At 48.2% G+C, this 24,562-nt stretch carries 23 protein-coding genes; 5 read left to right on the top strand and 18 right to left on the bottom strand.

What is annotated here, in order from left to right; all coding sequences use genetic code 11:
• The 5 genes from ADU23_RS20045 to ADU23_RS20025 form a co-directional block, all read right to left on the bottom strand.
• Window positions 1–855, bottom strand: coding sequence for an ABC transporter permease (locus tag ADU23_RS20045; protein WP_053375352.1), 855 nt, complete (start codon window positions 853–855; stop codon window positions 1–3).
• On the bottom strand, window positions 852–1,847 hold the full coding sequence (locus ADU23_RS20040) for an ABC transporter permease (protein WP_053375351.1): 996 nt from the start codon (window positions 1,845–1,847) through the stop codon (window positions 852–854). Before ADU23_RS20040 ends, ADU23_RS20045 begins: the two co-directional genes overlap by 4 nt.
• 21 nt (window positions 1,848–1,868) lie before the next feature.
• Window positions 1,869–3,416 (bottom strand): ABC transporter substrate-binding protein, encoded by a 1,548-nt coding sequence (locus ADU23_RS20035; protein WP_231637624.1) that lies wholly within the window; start codon window positions 3,414–3,416, stop codon window positions 1,869–1,871.
• 335 nt (window positions 3,417–3,751) lie between these two features.
• Window positions 3,752–4,201: a nickel-responsive transcriptional regulator NikR gene (nikR, locus tag ADU23_RS20030; protein ID WP_053375350.1), complete on the bottom strand. Its 450-nt coding sequence runs from the start codon at window positions 4,199–4,201 to the stop codon at window positions 3,752–3,754.
• A gap of 46 nt (window positions 4,202–4,247) precedes the next feature.
• Window positions 4,248–4,559, bottom strand: coding sequence for a Dabb family protein (locus tag ADU23_RS20025; RefSeq protein ID WP_053375349.1), 312 nt, complete (start codon window positions 4,557–4,559; stop codon window positions 4,248–4,250).
• Window positions 4,560–4,676: 117 nt separating this feature from the next.
• Here ADU23_RS20025 and ADU23_RS20020 point away from each other — a divergent pair, with 117 nt between their 5' ends.
• The 3 genes from ADU23_RS20020 to ADU23_RS33960 all read left to right on the top strand — a co-directional run bounded on the left by ADU23_RS20020 (window position 4,677) and on the right by ADU23_RS33960 (window position 6,718).
• Window positions 4,677–4,991, top strand: coding sequence for a hypothetical protein (locus ADU23_RS20020; RefSeq protein WP_053375348.1), 315 nt, complete (start codon window positions 4,677–4,679; stop codon window positions 4,989–4,991).
• Between the two features lie 119 nt (window positions 4,992–5,110).
• The gene (pdxR, locus tag ADU23_RS20015; RefSeq protein WP_053375347.1) at window positions 5,111–6,547 is read left to right on the top strand and encodes a MocR-like pyridoxine biosynthesis transcription factor PdxR; all 1,437 of its coding nucleotides are present in this window, start codon (window positions 5,111–5,113) and stop codon (window positions 6,545–6,547) included.
• Window positions 6,548–6,583: 36 nt separating this feature from the next.
• Complete coding sequence (locus ADU23_RS33960) at window positions 6,584–6,718, top strand: hypothetical protein (RefSeq protein ID WP_255314133.1); 135 nt, start codon at window positions 6,584–6,586, stop codon at window positions 6,716–6,718.
• Between the two features lie 202 nt (window positions 6,719–6,920).
• On the opposite strand, the gene ADU23_RS20010 is transcribed toward ADU23_RS33960, so the two are convergent.
• The 7 genes from ADU23_RS20010 to ADU23_RS19980 form a co-directional block, all read right to left on the bottom strand.
• Window positions 6,921–9,956 (bottom strand): glycoside hydrolase family 2 TIM barrel-domain containing protein, encoded by a 3,036-nt coding sequence (locus ADU23_RS20010; protein ID WP_053375346.1) that lies wholly within the window; start codon window positions 9,954–9,956, stop codon window positions 6,921–6,923.
• A 77-nt stretch (window positions 9,957–10,033) separates the two neighbouring features.
• Entirely contained in the window at window positions 10,034–10,858 is an 825-nt protein-coding gene (locus ADU23_RS20005) for a carbohydrate ABC transporter permease (protein WP_053375345.1), read from the bottom strand.
• Window positions 10,851–11,690: a carbohydrate ABC transporter permease gene (locus tag ADU23_RS20000; protein WP_141680225.1), complete on the bottom strand. Its 840-nt coding sequence runs from the start codon at window positions 11,688–11,690 to the stop codon at window positions 10,851–10,853. The genes ADU23_RS20005 and ADU23_RS20000 overlap by 8 nt, the downstream gene beginning before the upstream one ends.
• A gap of 185 nt (window positions 11,691–11,875) precedes the next feature.
• A complete protein-coding gene (locus ADU23_RS19995; RefSeq protein WP_053375343.1) occupies window positions 11,876–13,174 on the bottom strand; it encodes an ABC transporter substrate-binding protein in 1,299 nt (432 codons plus the stop codon).
• A 185-nt stretch (window positions 13,175–13,359) separates the two neighbouring features.
• On the bottom strand, window positions 13,360–15,135 hold the full coding sequence (locus tag ADU23_RS19990) for a sensor histidine kinase (protein ID WP_053375342.1): 1,776 nt from the start codon (window positions 15,133–15,135) through the stop codon (window positions 13,360–13,362).
• A 3-nt stretch (window positions 15,136–15,138) separates the two neighbouring features.
• On the bottom strand, window positions 15,139–16,716 hold the full coding sequence (locus ADU23_RS19985; protein WP_053377737.1) for a response regulator transcription factor: 1,578 nt from the start codon (window positions 16,714–16,716) through the stop codon (window positions 15,139–15,141).
• Window positions 16,717–16,765: 49 nt separating this feature from the next.
• Window positions 16,766–17,668 (bottom strand): ArsR/SmtB family transcription factor, encoded by a 903-nt coding sequence (locus ADU23_RS19980; protein ID WP_053375341.1) that lies wholly within the window; start codon window positions 17,666–17,668, stop codon window positions 16,766–16,768.
• A 144-nt stretch (window positions 17,669–17,812) separates the two neighbouring features.
• On the opposite strand from ADU23_RS19980, the gene arfA reads away from it, so the two are divergent.
• Window positions 17,813–19,324: an arabinosylfuranosidase ArfA gene (gene arfA / locus ADU23_RS19975; RefSeq protein ID WP_053375340.1), complete on the top strand. Its 1,512-nt coding sequence runs from the start codon at window positions 17,813–17,815 to the stop codon at window positions 19,322–19,324.
• Window positions 19,325–19,368: 44 nt separating this feature from the next.
• Here the strand turns inward: arfA and ADU23_RS19970 are convergent, their stop codons facing one another.
• From ADU23_RS19970 to ADU23_RS19940, 6 genes are all read right to left on the bottom strand, one after another.
• Window positions 19,369–19,788: a GreA/GreB family elongation factor gene (locus ADU23_RS19970; RefSeq protein WP_053375339.1), complete on the bottom strand. Its 420-nt coding sequence runs from the start codon at window positions 19,786–19,788 to the stop codon at window positions 19,369–19,371.
• Window positions 19,789–20,067: 279 nt separating this feature from the next.
• On the bottom strand, window positions 20,068–20,274 hold the full coding sequence (locus tag ADU23_RS19965; RefSeq protein ID WP_053375338.1) for a hypothetical protein: 207 nt from the start codon (window positions 20,272–20,274) through the stop codon (window positions 20,068–20,070).
• A gap of 571 nt (window positions 20,275–20,845) precedes the next feature.
• Window positions 20,846–21,535, bottom strand: a complete 690-nt coding sequence (locus ADU23_RS19955; RefSeq protein WP_053375336.1) for a metal-dependent hydrolase — start codon at window positions 21,533–21,535, stop codon at window positions 20,846–20,848.
• A gap of 87 nt (window positions 21,536–21,622) precedes the next feature.
• Complete coding sequence (locus ADU23_RS19950) at window positions 21,623–22,237, bottom strand: cyclase family protein (protein ID WP_053375335.1); 615 nt, start codon at window positions 22,235–22,237, stop codon at window positions 21,623–21,625.
• 161 nt (window positions 22,238–22,398) lie between these two features.
• A complete protein-coding gene (locus ADU23_RS19945) occupies window positions 22,399–22,668 on the bottom strand; it encodes a hypothetical protein (protein WP_053375334.1) in 270 nt (89 codons plus the stop codon).
• 93 nt (window positions 22,669–22,761) lie between these two features.
• Complete coding sequence (locus tag ADU23_RS19940) at window positions 22,762–23,700, bottom strand: helix-turn-helix transcriptional regulator (RefSeq protein ID WP_053375333.1); 939 nt, start codon at window positions 23,698–23,700, stop codon at window positions 22,762–22,764.
• Window positions 23,701–23,824: 124 nt separating this feature from the next.
• On the opposite strand from ADU23_RS19940, the gene ADU23_RS19935 reads away from it, so the two are divergent.
• Window positions 23,825–24,556, top strand: a complete 732-nt coding sequence (locus ADU23_RS19935) for an alpha/beta fold hydrolase (RefSeq protein WP_053375332.1) — start codon at window positions 23,825–23,827, stop codon at window positions 24,554–24,556.
• Window positions 24,557–24,562: the final 6 nt, after the last annotated feature.

Here is a 24,562-nt window from a genome sequence, read left to right as displayed (position 1 = left end):
TTATAGATGCGTGCTTCTAGGATCAACAAGCTGCCTAAGATGATTGCCCAGCTTATCGAACGCACGTACCGTTACCAATAGGCCAATGCCCGGAAATACGGCCAGCCACCACATGCCTGTCGATAAATAGCGCATCGATTCGGATAAAATAATGCCGATTGCCGGCTGATGCGGCGACATGCCAAGGCCAAGAAACGTAATCGCTGCTTCATGCAAAACGGCATGCGGAAACAAAATAAGAAAGCCTACGAGCAGCTGCGGAAACAAGTGCGGAGCCAAATGGCGAGACGCGACGTGATATCGCGATCTTCCCAGCTTCCTCGCTACAAGCACGTATTCCGCCGACATGAGCTGGAGCGCCTCTGCGCGAATAATCCGGGCAAGGCTAGGCCAGTGGGTGAGCATAATGCCGATTGCAATGCCTTTCAAACCGCCGCCGCATACGAACGCGATCAGGATCAGCATCACGAGATGCGGAACGCTCAGGAAAACATCGATCAGCCATGTGATGATGCGATCAGCCGTCTTCCCAAGCGTTGCCGCCATTAAGCCCATAATAGCTGCAATTACAACGCTGCATGCTGCTCCAAGCAGCCCTACTTTAATGCTTAAAGCAAGTCCCTTCACCGTGCGGGAGAGCATATCTCTTCCAAGCCAATCCGTTCCGAATAAGTGGGACAGCGACGGTGCCAAATTCCGATTTTCCAACTGTACGGAGAGCCCCGACGAGCCCAGCAGCCAGCTGCCTAGCCCAATGCTTGCAAGCAGGATCGCCGCTCCAACAGCAGAGATAAGTGTGCGCCGCCGCTCGTTCCAACGATATTTACGTTTCTGGGCGGTAACAAGCTGACTCATCCTTGCACCTCCTTCTCATGCCGCAGCCTTGGGTCAACCATGCGATAGAAATAATCAGCCAGCGCATTTCCCGTAAAAACGAACAGCGTGCTGCATAGCACAAGCCCCATCAACAGCGGCACATCGCCTCTTAGTCCCGATTCCACTGTCGCTTGTCCAAGTCCAGGATAGGAAAACACTTGCTCCGCAAGCACGGCGCCTCCGAACAGCTCGCCAAATGACGCAAACTGCAGCGTAATGGCCGGCAAGGCGATATTTCGCAAGCCATGCCTAAGCAACAAGCCCATCCCTCGTTCTCCTCTTGCTCTAGCAAACAAAATATAATCGCTATCCATGACATCGATAAGCTTTTGCCTTGTATGAAGCGCAATCGGCGCGATGCCCACGACGCTAAGCGTAATCGCCGGCAATATCATATGCTTCACATAGTCGCCAATCGTGACGCTGCCCGATAAGACGCCTGCCGGAACCCCTAGCCCAACGGGGAGCCAGCCTAGCCAAACCGCAAAAATCATCATAAGCAGCAGACCGATCCAGAAGGCAGGCGTTGATGCGAGCGTGTAGCAATAGCTTTTGATTAGTCGGTCGACCCATGAATCTTTTTTTAACGCCGCTGCTATGCCTGCCGTAAATCCAATCACGCCCGACAGCATCCAAGCGAACGCCATCAGCAGAGCCGAATGCATGAATCTCTCGGCTATCACTTTCGTTACAGGCTCGCGGTAGATCATGGATGTCCCCAAATCTCCTTGAAGCAAAGCCGACGCCCATTTCAAAAACCGTTCTGCAAACGGCCGGTCCAGTCCCCAGTACGCGGCGATTTCCTGCCTCTGCTCCGCTCCGACACGCATGACATCGGCGCCAATGTAGGACTGCACCGGATCGATCGGCGACATGGCGACCAGCGCAAAGGCAATTATACTAACCGATGCGAGCAGCGCGAACAGGCGAATGACCTTTTTTCCCAAAAAAACGGCTAATGCTTGAATCATCCCAAATACCTCTTCCCGCTATTACTCTTTCCTGCCCCAGCTCTCGATATTGTCCGTTAGCGGCCAGCCATGGCCATGCGGCTGTATCCGCTGCTTGCCGATATCAAGGCCATCCTTCACCAAATACAGATGGTCGATATTAACGAGCCATGCCCATGGAGCATCGCCTTTGACGCTTAGCCCTGTCTGTCCGTCCCATTGCGCTTTTTTCCAATAGCTGAGCGCTTCCTCTTCCGTACGCGCATCAAGCGCTTGCTGGAACCACTTGTCGACGGACGGATTGCTGTAAAAGCCTGTATTGTAATAATCGACGCCGCCAAAAGAACTGCTGTAAAGGTTATACATTTCAAGCGGATCATGACTGCCCCAGCCTAGAAGGATCGCATTCGCATGCATAAGCTTTTCGATTTCATCCCAGCTTTTTCCCTCGACATTCATTCGAATGCCTGCTGCTTGCACCATATCCGCTGCTGCAAGCGCGAGCGATTGTCTAGTTACGTCCCCTGACGGATAAATAAGCGTAAACTCCGCTTTCAACGTCCCTTTTTCTACGATGCCGTCGTTATCGCTGTCCGTCCAGCCGCCCTCCGATAATATTTTTGCAGCAGCTTCCGCGTCGTTGTCTTTGATGACCGACTCCTCGTTCCACCATGGAAGCCCGTCGTTTGCCGTATAGGCAGGTGAACCGTGGCCTTCCAAAATACCGTCCACCAATTGCTGGCGGTCCATGACCGCATTGATTGCCTTGCGAATGGCCACATCCGAAGTCACGTCATTGCCAATCGGATAACCTTCCTCTGTCTTGCCGCCAGCTTTCACGTAAGGGAACGCGATGCCGCGATTATCGACTGACTTCACCGCTTCAAGATACATGCCGGCAACCTGTTGCTTGCTAAAGGCAGACGGGATGTATGCGATATCCACTGTTCCAGCTTTAGCTGCTGCAAAAGCCGCATCCTCATTAAGGAACAGGAAGGTCAGCTTTTGAAAATGTGGTTTGCGCCCGTAATAATTGGCATTCGCTTCTACGATTAACTGCTGCCCGCGATCCCACTGTACAAATGTATAGGGTCCCGAGCCGATCGGCTTTTCAGCATAGGTGCTGCTGTAAGCATGTTTAGGTACAATTCCTGTCGTAATGAGAAAATAAACAAACGTAGACTGAGGTTTCTTCAGTTTGAAAATCACTTCATTAGGCCCCGCCTCAACGCTTGCCAAATTCGTTAAGTCAATGGCCGCGCCGTTGCTTGCAGCCGTATCGAAGGTGAATTTTACATCCTCCGAGGTGAGCGGCTTGCCGTCGGAGAACAGCACATCCCCCCTGAGCTTAACGGTCCAAACCTTGCCGTCCTCGCTAATTTCGTAGCCTGCTGCCAAATCATTTACGATCTTTAGATCGTCATCACGCTTCAGCAGCGTGCTCTGGAACAATGGAGAGCCATAACGGCCCCAGCCCTTTGTTGGGTCAAAGCCGGTATCCGGCTCAGCGCCTATCGCCACAACTAAATCGTCGGACTTGGTTACGCTGGCTTGCGGCTTTGCTCCGGCGCAGCCTGAAACGACTATCATCACGATGATCGTATACATGATTGCAGTTACAAATCTTTTCACTTGAGCTCCCCTTTTCTTGTGTTAACTTTCGTGACACGATTATGTGATATTGTAACACGATATTCTCTTCATTTCATCCCTTTTCTATATAAATAAGGTGGGAGAGCGGCTTTTACTAGCATCGTATTTGCGGCTTGCAAGCCGTATGCGTGCTGACAAAGTGAATTCGGCATGGGGTACAGACAAAAAACAGCTGCAAGCACGTATATGCGCTTACAGCTGTTGAATGTCCCGAACTTATCGCTTGTTAGCACCTCTCCGTGCTTACGAGCGATTGGCCGTGCCGCTCTATACTATGAATGCTCATGCTCCATGCCTTGCTCGTGTTTATCCGCATAAGTAACGGAGAGCTCCGCATAGATGACGCCCCGCTGGGCTTGAATCTGCTGATGCAGCGATCGAAGCCGGGAGAGCTGCCCCCTTACAACGATGACCTCCAGGCATTGATCGTGATTCAAATGGACATGCATATTGGAGATGATGTCATGATGGAAGCGGTGCTGCACCTCCATTAGCACGATTGGAAGATCGCTCGCGTGGTGGTCATAGACGAGGACAATCGTGCCTGCAACATGCTCCTGCCCATTCATGCGGGCAGGCTCCAGCAAAGCTCGCCTTGCCAAATCACGAATGGCCTCCGATCGATTCGAATAACCCTGCTCATCCGTAAATCGATCGAATTGCTCGATTAGCTGGGCCGGGAACGATACGCCAAACCGGACCAATTCTTCTTTGTCAGCCATGTATTCACCCTGCCTGCCTCATTTTCTGTAACACCCACTCTAGCAGCTATTGCTTGTTTGATATCGGATAGTCGATCACGATTACATTTTCGATGAGGCCATCAAGCTTGCTGACAAAGCTTTGATGCGCAGGATGCGGCCCGTATGCGAGCAAGGCTTGTTGATCGGCGAAAGTCACCCGGAGTCCAAGCGTATACCCTTGGATGTTGCCTGTTTCTGTCGTTTCATTAATGCCGGCTGTCAGCTCCACGATACCCGGAACCTCTGACGGCAGCACATGCAATGCGTCCAACAGCTCTTTCTCCATGCCCTCGGACAGCTTCTCTTTAAACTTAAAGGATACTAAATGCTCGTACATGTTTGGTCATGCTCCCTTCGAATGCATTGGTCATTTCCCCTATCATATCACGGACTACTGCCAAAATGTTATAATCAAAACGTTCTTTGGAACAACATCATTAAAGGAGAAATAACGATGAATGAGCAGATAAACCAAGCCTTGGAGGCTGCTTTAAAAAACTGGAGCATGATGTCGAGCTCAATTGATGACTATGCGGAAGGAGCGGCGGATCAATTCGAATCCTCCTTCTACGCCTTTATCGATACTGTGCGGGACTGGGCTTATACCGAATTGAAGCCTATGCCCCAAACCGTTGAGCTATTTCTTGATTTGCCTTTGGTTATCGGTATTCTAGAGAGGCTTCCCGCTCCTCTGCACTTAAATTTCGAGACAGAAGCAGAGCTTATTGTCGATCAAAGCATTCGAATCGACGATGAAAAATACGATTAATTCAGCTATAATTGGAGGGTCCATAATACTTCCAATTGGATGTGTACATATTAATATTAATCCATTACCGTAAAGTTAGGACCAGACACATCATCATTCGCAAAAGGTGTTGGCAGAGCATGTGGAAACCCGATCGTTCATCACAAACCCCCTTATACCAGCAAATTGTCGATCATATCCAGCGCGCCATCTCTTATGCGGAGCTTCCGCCTGGCAGCAGCCTTCCCTCCGAACGCAAAATGGCTGAGCAGCTAGGCGTGAACCGAAGCACCATCATCCAAGCCTATGAAGAGCTTCGCGCATCCGGATTAGTGGAGAGCACCGTCGGCAGCGGCACTCGCGTCAGTCTGACCAAATGGGGCATTTCGCCTAAAAATACGCCAAACTGGCGGCAATACACGGAAGGCGGCACATTTCTGCCAAATCTTCCGCTCATGCGACGGGTTCGGGAAGCTCTGCAAAACGACTCTTCGATCATTAATATGGCAAGCGGCGAGCTGTCGTCCGATCTTTTTCCAAACGAGCTGGTCAATCGGATTTTGCGAGAGCAGCCCTTTCATGAGCATCTCGGCTACGATGATCCGCAGGGCTATTATCAGCTGAGAAAAACGCTCGTTGGCTCCCTTAAGCACTACAACGGCATTCATACGACGGAGTCGTCCATGCTTATCACATCCGGTTCGCAGCAGTCTTTATACCTTATTACGCAATGCTTGCTGTCGCCGGGCGATGCCGTAGCCATCGAGGACCCCTCTTACAGCTACTCGCTGCCGATGTTCCAATCGGCTGGGCTGCGCATTTTTCGGCTGCCGGTGCACGAGGATGGCATTGATCCCGATGATGTTGCAAGCCTGTACCGGCAGCATCGCATTCGGATGGTTTTTTTGACGCCCAACTATCAAAATCCGACCGGTACCATCCTTAGCGAGTCAAAAAGAAAACGGCTGCTGAAAATTGCCGCAGATTTGCGCATTCCCGTTGTTGAGGACGATCCGTTTAGCTTAACCGCTTTTGACGGAAACGTCCCCGCACCGCTCAAATCGCTGGATACGGGCGGAATCGTGCTTTATATCGGGTCCCTTTCCAAGATCGCCGCGTCCGGCCTTCGGATCGGCTGGATGGTTGCCCCCCAATCGGTCATTGAACGACTAACCGACGCTAGGCAGCAAATGGATTTTGGATTGAGCATTCTGTCGCAGTGGGCAGCGGAACGGCTGCTCACTTCGGAGCATTTTGACCGGCATATCGTTCAATTACGCCAAGCTTTATTTAAAAAGCAGCTCATCATGGTTAAGACTTTAAAGGAAACGCTGCAAGGAAAGATAAGCTTCGTCCCGCCGCTCGGCGGTTTAAACCTATGGTGCAAAATCAATCAAAAAATTGACGATGCAAAGCTTTTGGAAGAAGCGATCAAACGAGGCGTGGCTTTTATACCCGGAAGCGTCTATGGCTCGGAGCCTGGTTATATCCGGTTTTGCTATGCGAAACCTAAACACGAAGAAATATATCCCGGGATCATGGCGTTCTCGCAAGCGCTAGAGAGCTTTAAATCATGAACTAAATCTTGTTGCTAATGAAAGGAGATTCATCCCATGACTTATATCGTTATTTTGAGCGCACTGTTTTTCGGCGGCATTATTTATATCCTAATGGCTGGAGCTGGCATAGTACGTGATGATGATGCCATTCAGGATCAAATATTGAAGCAGATGAACGAATCACATTAAGTGAATAGCTTGTGATAAAAAAACGAGCCTTAGAATCGCTTCTAAGGCTCGTTTGCTGTTTCGGTAAATCATTCTGTACAAATAACAGGAAATACTCCATCTATTTCTCTGCTGGGAAGTCAGATCGACCATTTAGCTGGAAAATCTCCCGTTAATCCTGTCTCCATAGCTCCAACCACAAGAGCGCGCGAAGTATCTTTTTTTACAAGCGATGAATGTTAAAAACAAACGTCATATCCTGATCCGCTTGGATCAGATATTCATCATGTACCGGCGCGCCCCAGCTGTCATCGCCGCCAACACCCATCTGTCTGCCTGCTACCGTAACGACCGTATAGTGAACATCCGGCAGCTCGTAATGATGCTGGGCATTTTCCAGCTCAAATGCGGTATACGGCGAAATGCTGCATTCCACCGGCTGCGTCGCAGGCGCTGTAATACGAATGCCATGGCCGTCATCATTGGTGATGCCAACGCGGCGGACGCCTGTACGGTTGCCCGATTCCTGTGGAACTACGTAGCCGGATACATTATCCGCGGCATCATTTTGGAACTCGCCGAGGCGAGCGCCAAAGGCACGGTCGATATAGTTTTCTTCCGGACCCATCGCGTACCAATCCAAATGGCGATAATCAGCCGGAACCTTAAACGACAAGGCAAAAATCGGCAGCTTCGGCAATCCTTCTGCCCCTTTATAGGACGATGTAACGTTCAAGCTTCCATCCGCAAGCACCTTGTATGCGACGGTGACGAGAACCTCGCTGCTAATGCTAAGCTTGTACTTGAATGTGACCGTAGCGCTTCCTGCCTGCTGAGTCAGCTCCACGCTGATGCATTTGCGCGTCAAGCTAGCCGCGAACCATGCGCCGGAGTCAAAGCCCAGCGCAAAACCTTTGTCATTGTCCGTCGTCGCACGCCAAAACAATGGTGCCGGCGGAATCGCGATCATCTCTCTGCCTGCGTAGTTTAACGAAATCAGCGTTCCCGCTTGCTTCGAGAACATGATGCTGAAATCTCGGCCATGGACACCGATATTGACATCGCCCTCTACGACTCTAAGCGCTCCCTCGGGCTGCGCAGAGACTGCGCCCGCTTCATTCACAAATACAAATTGTCCGAATGCTATCTCATAACCCGCATCCGCCCATAACGTCTTTTCCTTTAGTTCTAGCGAAGCGTGCATCGCATACTCGCCAGGCTGCCCTGATGCTGGCAGCTCGATTGGCAGATAGGCTTCGCTTTGCGCAGCTACATCCACATCCATTTTGCTGCGGTAAATCGCCTTGCCTTCGTGATGAAGCGCAATAACCAAATGATAGCCGCTGGTGCCCTCGAACAAATTCTCATTAATGATCTTCACGCCGCTGCGATCAGGGATCAGCTTGATGTTTTGGTAAAGGAACTTGACCTCCTGCATCTTCGGCGATTCCTTGCGATCGGCAAACACGATACCGTTCGTACAGAAGTTGTAATCGGTAGCACGGTCTCCAAAATCACCGCCGTAGGCAAGAAACTCTTTGCCATACCGATCTTTTTTCACAATGACCTGATCGATATAATCCCAGATGAAGCCGCCCTGATACATGGCGTATTTCTGCTCCAGCTCCGTATACTTATGCATGCCGCCGACGGAGTTGCCCATCGCATGCATATATTCGCAGCTGATATAAGGCTTATCCGGGTTATCGTTCAAATAGTGCTCGATATCGGCTGGTTTTGCATACATGCGACTCTCCATATCGCTTGTAGCATTGTACTTGCGGTTATGGAATACCCCTTCGTAATGGACAAGCCTGCTCGGATCCGTCTCGCGGAAATAGTTCGATACGTTCAGCAGCACTTCGCCTGCATACGCTTCATTGCCGACCGACCAGATGAGGATGGACGGATGGTTTTTGTCGCGCTCCACCATCGAAATCGCCCGATCCATTACGATCGGCTGCCATTCCGGCTTGTTCTCCGGGATGTTCCAAGAAGGCTCAACGGCCCCCATTTTTTGCCATGAGCCATGCGTTTCCAGATTCATTTCGTCGATGACATATACCCCGTAAATATCGCAAAGCTCGTACCACAGCGATTGATTCGGGTAATGAGAGGTACGGACTGCATTCAGATTATTGCGCTTAAGCGTTGCAATATCCCATAGCATATCTTCCTTCGTAATGGCCCGGCCCCTGCGGCTGTTGAATTCATGGCGATTCACGCCCTTGAATACGATGCGCTTGCCATTGAGATGCATAATCTTGTTTTTCATTTCGAAGTTGCGGAAGCCCACCCGCTGCGGGATCGCTTCGATTAGCTTGCCAGACTGGTCATAAACAGTTAGATAAAGGACGTACAAATAAGGTTTTTCGGCGTTCCAAGCCGTTACTTTGCCCGCTTCAACAGCGAGCGACAGCGTATCGCCTATGGATCGCTCCGACGAAGCTGCTCCTACCGTATGCCCTTTCGCATCCTTCAATTCGAGCTTAACCGTATAGGGCTGCTCCGCGGCGGAAACCTTTAAATCTACGCGCAGGCTGCCGCTTGTGTAAGACTCGTCGAGTTCAGCATGAACAAACAGATCACGGACATGAATGCTAGGAACGGAATATAAATAAACATCGCGGAAAATACCCGAGAAACGCCAGAAATCCTGATCCTCGAGCCAGCTCCCCGTACTCCGTTGGTACACCTCTACAGCCAGCTTGTTCTCGCCTTCCTGCAAAAATGGAGAAAGATCAAATTCAGACGGCGTGAAGCTATCCTCGCTATAGCCAACAAATTCACCGTTCAGCCATAAATAGAATGCCGACTCTACGCCCTGAAATGAAATATAAACAGGCTTGCCCTGCATATTGGATGGCACGGAAAAATAGTTAACATAGCTGCCGACCGGGTTATGATCCTCTGGTACAGCCGGAGGACGGATATCATTATGCCCATCCCACGGGTACATCGTATTGACATATTGCGGCTTGCCGTACCCCTGCAATTGAATATGTCCCGGCACCTCGATATCTCTCCAGCCATCGCAATCGTAATCCGCCTTATAAAAATGCTCTGGGCGGTCGGCTGGCTTCACGGAATAGCTGAATTTCCAGCTTCCGTTCAAATAATGGCGAAGCGCCACTGGCGCAAACGCCGCAGCTTCCTCTATCGACTCGTAATAACGGTGGTCGGAGTGTGCTTGCAATCGGTTCACAGCAAATACGCTCACATCAGTGAGCCAGTTTATACTCGGCTTTATCGGATTCATCACATTTTCCCCTTAATCGTATTTAAAAGCCAGACAGCCGCGATTGAAGCGTGCAGCCGCCTGACTTTGCTCTTGCTTTATTTGACCGAGCCTGTCATCCCTGCCACGAAATGCTTCTGCATGAGGAAGAAAACCAGTGCAGTCGGAATGGTGGAGATCACGATTGCGGTCATGATAATGCCATAATCCGGCGAGTAGCTGGACCCTAGGTTGGAGATCAGCATCGGGATCGTTTTTTTCTCCGGCGATTGCAGTACGATGAGCGGCCATAAGTAATTGTTCCAGCTCGACATGAACGTAATGATGCCGGCTGCCGCGTATGTTGTCTTCATCGTAGGCATAAAGATACGGAAGAAAAGGCTTATTTCGTTTAGTCCATCAATCCGGCCTGCTTCAAGCAGCTCGCGCGGAAACATTTTTGTGTTTTGACGGAAGAAGAAAATTAGAAACGCGGTCGTAAAGGTCGGCAGCACGACGCCAGAGAGCGTGTCCAAGCCGATAAAAGGAATCGCTTGCGATATGCCTGCAAACATTTGATACAAGGGCACCATGATCGCCGCGAACGGGATCATCATCGAAAGCAGCAGGATCGTAAATACAACGTCCTTCGCCTTGCTCCTGTAAATTTCAAAGCCGTAGCCGGCTAAAGATGCGATAACCATGGCCAGCACCGTTGTCGTTATGGAGATTTTTGCCGAGTTCAGCAGCGCTGGCACGATATCTACCGTACTGAACAAAGTATTTATGTTTTCGATGAGCTGGCTGCCGGGCAGCAATCTTCCCTTCGTGACATCTGCCGACTTGTTTGTCGCGCTGATGATCATCCATAGAAACGGGAAGATGGAGACGAATGCAGCTGCGCTTAGAAAAATGTAAACAAAAATACGTTTGAATTTATCCATTTTTATCACCTGCCGCTTTAAACTGGATGAACGCCAATATGATGATCATAATGACAATCGAATACGACACGGTTGCCGCATAACCGAAATCAGACGAATATTTGAAGGATAGATTGTAAATATATTGCGAAATGGACATCGAGGCATTGCCCGGTCCGCCCTTCGTAATATTGACAACTTCATCAAACAGCTGCAGCGTACCGATGGTGGACGTAATGGATGTAAACAAAATAATCGGCTTAAGCAGCGGTACGGTAATGCCAAAAAATTGTCTGGTCGACGAAGCGCCATCGATTTTTGCAGCCTCGTAGATCGAATGATCGATATTTTGAAGCGCGGACAAGTAGAAAATCATGTTATAGCCTGTCCAGCGCCATGTGATTGCGATAATAACCGTCACCTTTGCCCAGAACGGATCCGTAATCCACTGAATGGGAGTCCCGATCAAATGAAGATTGGTCAACAGCTTATTGACCAGCCCTTCCGTAGCGAACAAATATTTGAAGATGACAGAATAAGCAACGAGCGAGGTAACAGCCGGCAAAAATATCGCCGTACGGAAAAAACCTTTAAATTTCAATTTGCTGTCATTGAGCAAAACGGAAATGAACATCGCCAGAACGATCATGACAGGTACTTGGATAATTAAATAAACGAACGTATTTTTAACCGCGGTTAGAAATGTCTTATCACTGAAAAGACGGACGTAGTTATCAAAGCCAACAAATGATAGATTCATGCCTTTGCCGGATTTGAACGACAATAGGAGCGCTTGAATCATGGGATAAAAATAAAATGCCGCTATCATGATCACGGCCAGAATAACGAACATCCAACCAGTCAGGTTTGCTCTCCTGCGAATATTTACGCCAGGCCTCGCTGCTTTCACGGTAGCCTAACCCCTTTCTTTACGGAAATAAAACCTTGGAGACTCCTCCAGCTCCTGCTGCCGGAAAAAACTTGCCAATCAGGAGATGGAAAAGCCCCAGGTTTTATTTAATTGCCGTATGATCTAATTTATTTAACTTGCGTTTCCGCTTGCGCTTGCGCGTCGCTTAGCGCTTTGTCGATCTCTTTGCCGCCAAGGTAATTTTGCATTTCGACAACGAGAATGTCCTCAATCGCGTACGTATGCATACCGTAGTTCACCCGTGGTATTTGCTCCGTCCATTTCGCGAAGTCTTCTACTACCTTTTGGCCGCCGAAGAATTCGTCCGCTTCTTTATACGCCTCGCCAGCAGCTGCTGCTTTAAGCGTTCCGATAGCGCCGATTTCCTTCACAAGCTTCTGGTAAAGGTCCACGTCAGAGCCAAACGTTTGTTTCAAGAAGTCTGCCGCCGCTTCTTTGCCGTCAACATTCATGACATACCATGAGCTGCCGCCAAGGTTAGATGCGTGAACCGCATTTGGCGCTTTCGCTAGTTTAGGGAAAGGAACGACTGCCCATTTGCCGGATTGTGACGCTTCTGCTTTAACCGACGCCGTAATCCAGTTGCCCGTAGGCACGGTTGCTACTTCGCCGCCGTTGAATGCGCCGACAAATTGACTCCAGTCCGAAGTTACTTTTACGATATCTGCGCCCATAAGCTCTTTGTACGTTTCAAATGCTTCCTTCAGCACTTCGTTGCCTGCAAGGTTAGGCGTTGTGCCGTCATCCTTCAAGTACCAAGAGCCAGCGGATTGAATCATCATTCGAATGAGGCCAAGATCGTTAGGATCCTGTGTAAGCAGCGATTTGCCTGTTTTTGTTTTTACTGCTTTGCCGATTTCGATTAGTTTCTGCCAGTCGATATCCTGCAGGTCATCGATTTTGAAGCCTGCTTCTTCCAAGTAATCTCTTCTTACGTACAAGCCCGCCGCGCCGGAATCGAACGGAACGCCGTATTGTTTGCCGTCTAGGCTAGTCGGCCCGATTTTATAATCGGCGAAATCACCCGGTTTAATGAAGTCCGTCAGCTCGAAGAAAGCATCCGGGTAAGCTTGCAGGAAGCTTTGCGCACGGTAATCCTCGATCAATACGATCGTTGGCAAGCTTTTTGTCGTACCCGCATTTAGGCCTGCGTTCAATTTTTGAATGATATCAGCCTGTGCATTCTCTACAATATTTACTTTCAAAGTGGAATCCGGGTTTTTAGCCTTGTAAGCTTCGCTTGCCCGCTCCATCGCTCCGATATTAAATGCCTTATCCCATGCCCATACTGTAATTTCTTTTGTTCCTTCAGCAGTCGTGCCGCCGTTATTCGGTGCATTGTTTTCTTTGCCGCATGCCGTGAGCAGCACGAAGCTGGCCAACATAATAGCGAGTAATTTTTTCAATTCCTTCAACCCCTTTTAGTAGCTGTAAGCTCTTTTCTGAAAGCGTTTGCCGGCTAACAAGATTCATTATAGCAACTCTGGAAAATGACTCGTTAGCAATATATTTGTGTGGATTTGTCATTCTATTGTTACCTTTCCCATCGTTAATATGTAACTAGAAATAATTTTGTGAATTGGTACTTTTTTTAGGTCTTATGCAGCGGCAATCTAATTTTCACGCGGGTCCCTTCACCATCGCCGCTCGCAATCGAAACGCCAAACGGTTCGCCATAAAGCAGCGTGATCCGGTCATGCACGTTGCGAATGCCGATGCCGGAGAAGAAATGGCTCGTGCTAATGGAGGCATGCTCGGGATTTTCGTGGTCATAACCGCTCATCCCTACGCCGTTATCGACGACCTCGCACACCAACGCGTCTTCCTCGCGGGAAATAAGCACATAAATATGGCCTTCGTTGCGGTCTTGGAAAGCATGAAAGAAGGCATTCTCTATGAACGGCTGGATGATGAGCTTAGGAATGTGATATCCATAACAATCATCGGATACAAAATAGTTGACCATAATCTGCTCGCCGTAGCGCACATGGTTAATAAAAACATAGTTTTTCAAATTAACGAGCTCTTGGGCTACGCTGATCGTCTCGCTGATGTTGCTTACCGTATTTTGCAAAAGCGAGATGAGCGAGTTTATCGTTGCCGCCGCTTTTTCTTTATTGCCCTGCTGCACTAATATTTTGACGGATGCCAGCGTGTTATATAAAAAATGCGGATTAATTTGCATTTGCAAAGCGGAGAGCTCCGCGTTCCGTTGATCCTTCTGCGTCTGTATCAGCTTCTCGATATAATCGTTCAGCTCATCGAGCATATAGTTATAGGCGTTGCCAAGCTCCTTGATCTCATGACTGCCTGTAACGGAAATGTAGTTAACGAAATTATTTTCCGTTATGCCTGACATTTGTTTGGCCAGCATCGTTAAGGACTTGGTCAATCTTCTGGATATAAGAAATACGATGATTAGAGCAACAAAAACAATCGCAACGCAAATAAGCGCGACCGTCTTGAAATCGACCATCTCGCTGAGCACCTCTTGCTTATCGATGAGGTTGACCAAATAAAAATCGTACACAGGCAAATAATTGGACAACACGAGGCTGCTTTTCCCGAGTGCGTTCACATCTTTAAAGCGCAGCTTCTCCTGCTCGATTTCTTTCGCATAGCCAAGCAGATCAAGCTCTTTGCTGCCAATAAGCTCGTGGCGGTTGCTTGATACGACGACACCTGAACGATCCAATATGATCACATCGTTGCCCTTGCTCGTAAAGCTTGAATAAAACCGCTTAAAATCGCTTTCCCTTATCGCAAAATAGAGAATGCCATATTGCTTGCCGCTCGTCCTCTCCATTAGCGCTCTCGAAGCAACGATAGCCGGATCTTCATCGGAAGAACCGGCCACATTTTGTTTATCCAATTGATAAATCAGCTTCTTTGGCTGAATTAACGTATTCACGGTCAAAATGCTGTTTTTAAGCTTCTCCAAGGAGTTTGGCCAATACGAGCTATCCGTTGAGTGGCTATTTTTATTCATGCCCATAATCGTCATCGTAACCGGATACGCCGCTACATTCGATTGAATCCGTTTCATCTGCTGGCTCGCCGAATAGTAGCTGTACAGAGAGGAAAGCGTGTCCATGTCCGGCTTTGTCAAAAAGCCTTTGATCGCGCCATTTTGCATCACGTTGTTGGACGCCGTTACGACCGAATAGTTGAACGATTCAAAGTTGGTCTGGATTTGGCTAATAATTTTCGAGTTCGTAATGCTGAATGTATTCATGAACAGCTTCTCTGACATCTGGATCATCACAATCGAGGTGAGAAGCGATACGGAAATGATGCTGACCAGCGTCACGATAAACATTTTGATAAAAAGGCCGTGATATTTAAATTTGTCCAAAAAGCCTTTCATAACCTAATCCCTCTTTTTGCCGGTATATTGTTTTCTGTAATGGCTTGGCGACAGGCCCGTTAACTTTTTAAATACCTTCGTAAAATAGCTATGGTCCGAATAGCCGACCATCCCGCTAATCTCTGAAATGGACGCCATATCCTGCTGCAAGAGCTCGGCTGCCTTCCCCACTCTAATCTTGTTCAAATATTCGCTAAAGCCTTCCTTATTATGCGATGTGAAATAGGTCGAGAGATAAGATGGATTAAAGTGGAAATGCTTCGCGATTTCCGTTAGACTGAGCGGCTCGGCATAATGCTCCTGAATAAAATGAAGCAGCTGCGTCATGTTGGGATTGCCGCTTGCCGCGCCTCTTGACTCGATAACCGCGCTCGCCTCCGCAATAAAGGAATGGAGCAGGCCAAGAGCCTCGCTAACATGCGTCGATTCGCCGATCGATTTGAAATAAGCATATTTCGCTTCGTCCAGCTTTTTCATATTGGATTCAAGGCGGCCGAGCAAAATCGTAATATTAAAAATAACGTTGCCCAAAAAAGACTTAAACTCAAATACGTCGGTCGTATAATGGCTTGCAAGAACACGGACATGATCCAGTAACATCCCAAACGCCTCTTCAAATTGTCGCCGGTTCATCAGCTCAGTAAAATGATTCATATTAAATGGGCGTGCTTCTTCGGTTGCTCGCGGAAGCTCTCCATGTACGATTAAATGCTGGGATGCCGGGAGGAAGTAGCGATATGCGTTTATTTTCAAAAAGCTGTCCTTATAGTTTGCGCCAAGTTCACCCAAGCCGGTAAACGATTCGCCTATGGTCCAGCCGATCTCAGGAATCTGCTCGCCCATCCTTGCGGCAAGAGTTCGGGCGATGCCCGTCAACCTATCCTGGTCGCGGACATCCAAATTGACAAGGACAACGACCATATTCGGTTCGGTTGGCAGGTGAAAATAAACCGCTTGCGGCATGCTGGCATCGAGTTCATTTGTGATTTCTTCCAGCCGCTTCGAATCAGCCTGCCGCTCCCTGCTTTTGCCCGTCAGCTGCTTCAAATCGGCTCCGAGCAATCGGAATCCATTATGCGGAAACGCTTCCACGATTACGCTGTTATCGACATCAACCTCATAACCCGAGATGAGCTTATCGAGAACAAGCTTAATCGACAGTCCGGCATCATCGTCGGATTCAAGCAGCTGCAAGGAAGGAATTTTCCGGGCTGTGCGCTTCACGATCTCAAGCAGCTGTATCGCTTCCAGCTTCGGCTTTAAAATATAATCCGCGACCCCGCTTTGAAACGTTGACCGGACGTAATCAAACTCGCCGAAGCTGCTTAATATAATGACCTCGATTTCCGGGAACCTCGACTTAATCGCACGGGTCAGCTCTTCTCCTCCCATAATCGGCATTACGATATCTGTAATGACGATATGCGGCTCCAATTGCTCGACCAGCTCCAGCGCCTCTTTGCCGTTCGACGCTTCGCCGACAATTTCAACGCCCTCGTTCTCCCAATTCAGCAGATGTTTAATTCCCTGCCTTGCTAATATTTCATCATCAACGATAAGTACACGACATGAAAATGCCATTTTGTTACCTCCGCCATCCGTATTGTTCCTCACGATATTCATTTGCTGCTTATTCGTAATAGCTGCGAATGACAATATCCTGATCATAATTGCCAAAGCCTTTTCCGTACAAGGTTAGTCCCCCGCGCCCGCGCGAGACATCCTCTGCGCTGATGCGGAACGTCCACTGGTTACTATCCCATGGCACATCCGTTATTTTAACCGATGAAATTTGCAGTCCATCTATGAAGGTTCCTTGTTCATTAATCCGAATAACCTTCATCAGACCGTATTGATTAACATCAGTATGCCACCATGCTGGCGATAATCGTCCTCTCATACTGCCAAAATCTCCTGGACTTGTCCATACGCCAAGCAAATGGTCATTAATCGTAAACCGAATATCGGATGGCCAGTTCTCATTGGTATGAGGCGCTTCCGACCCTATTTCCATGGAAATTTCGATTTCCCGTACCGTCTGGTCCTTAAATAAAAAATTAGGTATTTTGTATTCAACAAATCCTCTAGCAAACCACAAAATACCTGCATGGACACGCTCCGGGTCTAAAAAATAGGTCGGATTGTCATAATGCCCGATCATCTTCTCCGTCGTGGCGATACCGCATGTGGGCGATGCTTCAATATTCGTATAATGCCCCACAGGCACGGATACCTCAGCGAATTTCCTTGCCTCCGGTTCTTTTTTGGAAAGCCTGATTTGGAGATACTCCGTGCAAAGCGAGCAATACTTATAGGTTCCTCCGTTGACTCTTCGCATCCTATAGCTGACTAGACCCGCTTTTTGCAGCTTGCTGACATGCGTGCTTACAATTGCGCTGCTCAAATATAACACTGAAGCGAGCTCTTTAATATGCATCTCTTTTGTATATAATAAATCGATGATTTGCAAACGCACCTCGCTTGCCAATGCTTCATAAACTCGCAGCGATTCCGTATCCGTCGTTAAATACATGTTCACACCCGCTTTACAATTAGTAATTTAGTTAATCCTACTCTCTCATATTGCATGCATTTATTTATTATGATAAATATTAAATACGAAATCAACACTTATGAATTAATTAATTTACTAATTCAACTAGGAGGTTCATCTACCATGTCTATGAAATCAACGATGCTTATCGATAAAAATTTTACCGTCTCCGAGGTCGATCCTAGGCTGTATGGCTCCTTCATTGAGCACTTGGGACGTGCGGTATACGGGGGCATATATGAGCCCGGCCATTCAACGGCAGATGAAAATGGCTTCCGCCGTGATGCGCTTGAGGCGATACGGTCGTTAAATGTTCCGATCATTCGTTACCCGGGCGGCAACTTTGTGTCCGGCTACAACTGGGAGGACGGCGTTGGCCCCAAGGCGGAGCGCAGGCGGCTGCTTGAGCTCGCTTGGTGGACGACTGAAACCAATGAAATGGGGACAAATGAATTTGCGGACTGGGCGAAGCTGGTCGGATCTGAGGTCATGATGGCCGTCAATCTTGGCACACGCGGCGTTGATGCCGCCCGCAATCTTGTTGAATATTGCAATCATCCGTCAGGCTCATATTACAGCGATCTCCGAATCTCGCATGGCTACAAAGATCCGCATAAATTCAAAACATGGTGTCTAGGCAATGAGATGGACGGTCCATGGCAAATCGGGGCAAAAACAGCTGTGGAATACGGCAGGCTTGCGAACGAAACGGCCAAAGCGATGCGCTGGGTTGATCCAACCATCGAGCTGGTCGCATGCGGAAGCTCATCGAGCGGCATGAGCACCTTTGCGGATTGGGAAGCTACGGTGCTGGATCTCACTTACGATCAAGTCGACTTTTTGTCGCTGCATACCTATTACAACAACAACGAGAACGATTCATCCAACTTCCTCGCGAAGTCGCTTGATATGGATCAATTCATCTACAGCGTTACCGCTATTTGCGACTATGTGAAAGCGAAGAAACGGAGCAAGAAGAAGCTCATGCTGTCGCTCGATGAATGGAATGTATGGAACTCGATCGGTACAAGCCGCGCCGCTGAGCGCTGGCAGGTAGCGCCGCCAGAGTTTGAGGATGTGTATACGCTTGAGGATGCGCTGGCAGTAGGCTGCTTCCTGATTACGCTGCTTAAGCATGCTGACCGCGTAAAGATGGCATGCATCGCGCAATTGATTAACGTCATTGCGCCGATTATGACGGAAAACGGGGGGCCGCTATGGCTGCAAACTACTTATTACCCGTATCTACATGCTTCACTATATGGAAGAGGTACAGTGCTTCACCCGATTACCTCTTCGCCAAAATACGACTCCAAAGATTTTACGGATGTCCCTTACCTCGAAGCAATTAGCGTTTTCAATGAAGAGCTGGGCGAAATAACGATCTTTGCTGTCAATCGCCATTTGTCGGAGAGTCTCGAGCTTGACGTTGACGTTCGCAGCTTCGGCGAGGTCAGCATTACTGAGCATATCGTTTTGGAGAATGAAGATTTGAAAGCAAGCAACACCAAAGCAAATCCAGGCAACGTCGTTCCTCATAGCCGCGGCACCGCTAAAGCGGATAACGGTCATGTGAAAGCCACGCTTGGCAAAGCTTCGTGGAATGTCATTCGCCTTCAAATCAAAAAAGGCTAGCCCGCACAAAAACCGCCGTATCCTAGGATCCGGCGGTTTTTTTATTAGTGGATATGCAGCATGCGAACCCGCATGGCGCCCGCTGGCGTAGCAACGTTTATTATATCATCTCTTCGGGTCATCAGCAGTTGCTTACCTACCGGGGACAAGAATGAGATGCAATTTTGCTCAGGGTCGGCATCCATCGGATATACGATTTTAAACGTATCCTTCATTTGGTAATCGATATAATCGATCGTAACCTCGCAGCCGATAAAAACAGCAGGCGGCAAACCTGTCTGCACATCGGCAAGCTCGTTCTCAATAAATTGCACATACTCTGCAAGAAGCTGCTGCGTTTGCTTACGCTCTACGCCTTGCCTAGGGAAATAAGCGTCGAGAAACGCATGTTTCTCTTCGCCGAGGACGATGAGCTGATGAATGAGCTGCTCTCTAAAGCTGCCTGCTTGAACACTATGGTTCATAGTAGACTTCACCTCCTAAAGACTCATTGCGCGGCAACAATCCTCGAACATTTGATTGAACCATATTCTGCTCCTCCTTATAAAAATATAGACCTCTACGCAGGGAGGTCTTGTTCCCATATTATCAGACTTCCCATAGAAGTCCAGCCTCTTCTCTTTTTCATCCTTAATAGCTTGCATTTCAGCTATCTAATAAAAAGAACCCTCTGCTAGGAAGACAGTAACTAATCGTTACTCTCAGCCGGGCAGAGGGCTCTTCTATACGATTAAACATTCAAATTATGGCGTAGTCGCCTCATCGGTTGCTGCCGGATCCATCGTCTCTTCAGGCGTATTATTCACGCCGTCCGTTATGGCATTGCTATTCCCGTCATCATTTACATTCGCGTCATTATTGCACGCTGAGGCGGTAAATACGACAGCAATGCTCAGCATTGCGATCATGATCAATTTGGCTGCGCTGCGGTTTTCGTTATTCTTTTTCATCCGTTTATTTCCCCTTTCAGCTGGTTGAGTAAGTTTGCTTACGCAATACTTAACCAAATGGGGAAGTTTGAAACGATTTTGTTCATGAGAAAATATTCAGATTTCATTTATAACAAAAAAAAAAGACCGTGCCCGGTCTCTTTTCTTTGATAGCAACTATGAAAACGTCATTTTTAATAAAAAGATTCCGAGCGCGCTTCTGTAAAATGAAATAAGCCTGTTCGATGATTAGAATCTCTAATTTTATCCATAATCTGGCATAAGCTGATCATTGAGTCAGCATCTCTCGTCGACGAGGCGATCTGATAAAGGGTATTAAAGCTTCCTAATGCATACTCCTTATTAACGGACCCGTTCTTAAGGTTAGTAAGTACACGCTCGATCTCGCTGTTAATGAACCATACAATTCTTTTCCGAAAATTTAAATTCGAATTATTCATGAGCAACCCTCCGCTGTCGATGAAATAGTACCTGTTAAGTATAGCTCTGAGGCAACTAAAACGTTGTCGAAGCGCGAAGTCGAATAATATTTTTTTCCAACAAAAATCCTGTTTCTTCTCGGCAGGGGCGTTTAGACCGAAATACTCTCGCCTGGCTTTAAGACTGTTCCTTTAAGCCCCTTGCTCTCAAGCTGCCGCACAAAATGATCTGCTTCCTGCTGAATAACAGGGAATGTATTGTAATGAATAGGCACAACCAGCTTTGCATTATACCATTCTGCCGCCTGAAGGGCGTCTTCTGCACCCATCGTATAGTGGTCCCCGATTGGAATAAACGCGATGTCGATAGCATGGCGGTCGCCGATCATTTTCATATCGCTGAACAAAGCCGTATCTCCAGCATGGAGAATGTTAACGCCATCAATGCTTACGATATAACCTGCAGCCATACCTCCATACAAGATCGTTTTTTCCTCTTCCAGCACGATGCCCGAGGAATGGAAGGCTTGTACCATTTTCGCTTTTGCGAATCCAAGATCCACCGTACCGCCGATATTCATATCAATCGTTTTGACACCCTTCCAAGACATATAGGCCGCAAGCTCGGCAATCGCCACTACCGGCGCATCATTGTTTTTGGCAATCAGGTCAGCATCCAAAATATGATCGACATGCGCGTGCGTCAGCAAAACCGCGTCCGTCTGAATAGCCTCGGGCTTTGTAACAGCTAAGCTGTTGCCTCTAAGAAATGGATCGATAATAAGGGATTTGCCTCCCGAGATGATTTGAATGCAAGAGTGACCATGATAAATAATGTCCATGTTATGAAACTCCTCCTCTTTCCTTTTTCTCCATCGATTAATGATTGCCTTGCAACACTTATCTTATAACATGACAGCTGCCCTTCGCTACTTCACCCGCGCGATGACGCGAGCAATTGATGAATCCGCCTGTATACGAAGCGGCAGCGCGATGATCTCAAAGGCGCTAATGCCCGCGAGCCGCTCTACGTGCTTCAAGTTTTCGATGATGAGAATATGATTCTCGAAAAGTTTTTTATGTATGTCAAATGGATATTTATCGGGAGAAGGCGTATCCAAGCCGATCATTTTCACCCTTTTCCGAATAAGCAAGTCTACAAATTGCCCATTCAGCACCGGATAATCCGTAAAGTAAGATGGCTCGCCATACAGCTCCCCATGGCCGGAATATACGATGACGATTTGTTCCTCTTTGATCAGCTCTTCGTATTCTTCTTTATAGGCAATCGCGCTAACGCCACGTACGTCCAGCAAGACGGCATCGCCAACGAATTGCTCCACGGGAAATTCATCGATATACTGCTGAACGTCCAATAAATGCATCGGCCCATCAATGTGAGTGCCGGCATGCATGTTGATCGACAGCTGATGATTGTTGTAACCATCCTGGCTAATATGCTTGGATTGCTCCAATACGGTGTCCGCATCGCCCGGATACACCGGCATTAAATGCTGGATCGTATGGGTAAGATCAATAATCATTTGGCTTAGCAGCTCCCTTCGACAAAGATTCTCTTCGACTATAGCATAAAAGCAGCATGAGCGAGAATAGTTCCATCTGAGGAAGGCAGCGCTATCTATTTATTGGGTAAGTATCTGAATTGAATAGCTGCTGGGGCGCAGGACGCGTGGTTCATTCGGGTTTAAACGGATGGCTGCAGCACAGCCGACATCGTGAGAAGCGACTGCTTCATGACCGCTTGCTTGACTCTCTTCTGCTGAAGCGGCTCGGTAAGCTGAAAAAAGGATTCATCCTGCATAATCGCGATAAGCGCTTTTGTTGCCGTCACGGCAGCAAGCGGTTCGCTCTCGAGCAAATAATAGGCCGCTTGATAGGCGTAAATCTCGTGCCGCTTTAGGATGTTTGCCTTCTGTTGAAGCTCTCGTTTCCTGCTTGGTGTAAGCATCTTCACCGGACGTATTCACCGCCTTCAGTCGTATAATTCAACTATATACGAGTTCGGAGCGTCCACCTAGTACCATGTTTGTGTAGTACTTGACAGCGTTTAATACAGCCGATTCATTAATTCGATCTTTTGCTTCATATATGCAACGGCTTCCAAAGGCTCTTTAATTATAGCGTCTCCTGCCAGCCTCCAAATCTTATCGATATAAAAAGGCATATCCTCTGCCGCGATTTGAATCGCTGCTGTTCCGCTTCCATCCTCTGCGCGCTCGATATAAGGAGCAAACCGGGCATCGGATTCGAGCTGCCATACTCCTCTTGGCGTCAATGCCAGCAGCAGCTTAATCTGTTCCAAATGGCTTTTCTGAGGTACATGCAACAGCGTTTGGCGCTCGATATCTTCCTTGCATGGGATCGAATCATTGAGCGATGCGGCTAGTACCCGATCAGCTCTGAACTGTCTTATTTCTTCACGTGCAAAGCAATAGGCAGGGCAGTACCAATAACCGGAGCTCGCATAAAGGCCGATCGGCTGAATATCCCGCTTCGTTGTGCTGCTCCCCGAGCGATATTCAATCGTAACGACGCTGCGAACCATAATCGCCTGCAGCAACGTTTGAAGCACTTCCGGTGACATTTGCCGATGCGGGCTATAGATCATCACTCTATTTTTTAAGCGGTCAATCTGCTCCCTTATGTCGGCAGGCAGATAATGATAAAACTTATGCAGCGCTGAGCCTGCCCCCTCGCCAAAAGGCAAAGAGCCAAAGTATTCCAAAGACTGGCACGCGAAAAAAATAGCGATTGCTTCGCCTTCCGAGAAGCTGATCGGCGGAAGCAATCTTTCTTGCAGCAGCTTATAGCCGCCGCCTCTGCCCTGGATAGAATAGATCGGCACGCCAAGCTCGCTCAGCTCCTGCAAATCCCTTGTAATCGTCCGGCTGGACAGCCCAAATTCATCGGCCAGCTCTCCGACGGTAAAAGACTTTTTCGCATTGATCCTCATAATAAGCTGAATTAATCGCTGTGACTTTTGCATAGGCAGCCCCCCGCTCTCACTCGATCCTTTGATTTTATTCCACAAATAAGACAATAACTGTCTTATTTAAATGATACCATCAAGTTGTATTCGAGTTCAAACGATGATCAGTGGAGGAATGGCGATGACAACACAAAAGCATAACCAACAAACGGTAGGGTTCGTATTTGTGAATGGAGCCGGGCTTGCGAGCGGCATCTGGAGCAAGGTGGCCGATGGATTGGAGCACCCATGCTTGCTGGTTGATTTTCCGCTTAGGGAAGGTACGATTGAAGCAAGGAAAGAGCTTGCTTTGGCGGATTATGTGACTCATATGCAAAAGCAGGTGAATGAGTGGGGAGTGCATAAGTTTATTTTAGTGGCACACTCGCTTGGAGGCGTTCTTGCGCTTAGGCTCGCTTCCTTATTTGCCGATCGCCTGGTCGGTTTTGTCGCTGTTGGAGCAGCCATTCCGAGAAATGGCGGTTCATTTCTATCGGTTCTGCCTTTTCCGAAACGGATTCTACTGGCTGCTATTATGCGGATAATGGGCACAAAACCTCCAGAGTCCGCGATGCGTACAGGATTATGCAACGATCTTACGCCAGAGCAAGCATTGGAAATTACGAATGGCTTTATTCCGGAGTCCATGCGTGTGTATACAGATCGTGTCGATGCTTCCATCCCGGACGTACCAAAGCTGTACGTAAAGCTAATCAAGGATAAGGAATTTGGGCCAGCCCTCCAAAATAAAATGGCCTCTCATCTTTCCCCTCAATACGTTCAACGTTTAGAGACCGGACATTTGCCTATGCTTAGCGATCCAACTGGGTTGAGACTCCTATTGCAGAACTTCTTCCTTCATGTAAATGGATAGAAAAAA

The organism is Paenibacillus sp. FJAT-27812 (assembly GCF_001273905.1).
Taxonomy (GTDB): Bacteria; Bacillota; Bacilli; order Paenibacillales; family Paenibacillaceae; genus Pristimantibacillus.
The sequence above is the reverse complement of the archived record's forward strand: the minus strand, read 5'-3'. Positions and strand labels throughout refer to the sequence as shown.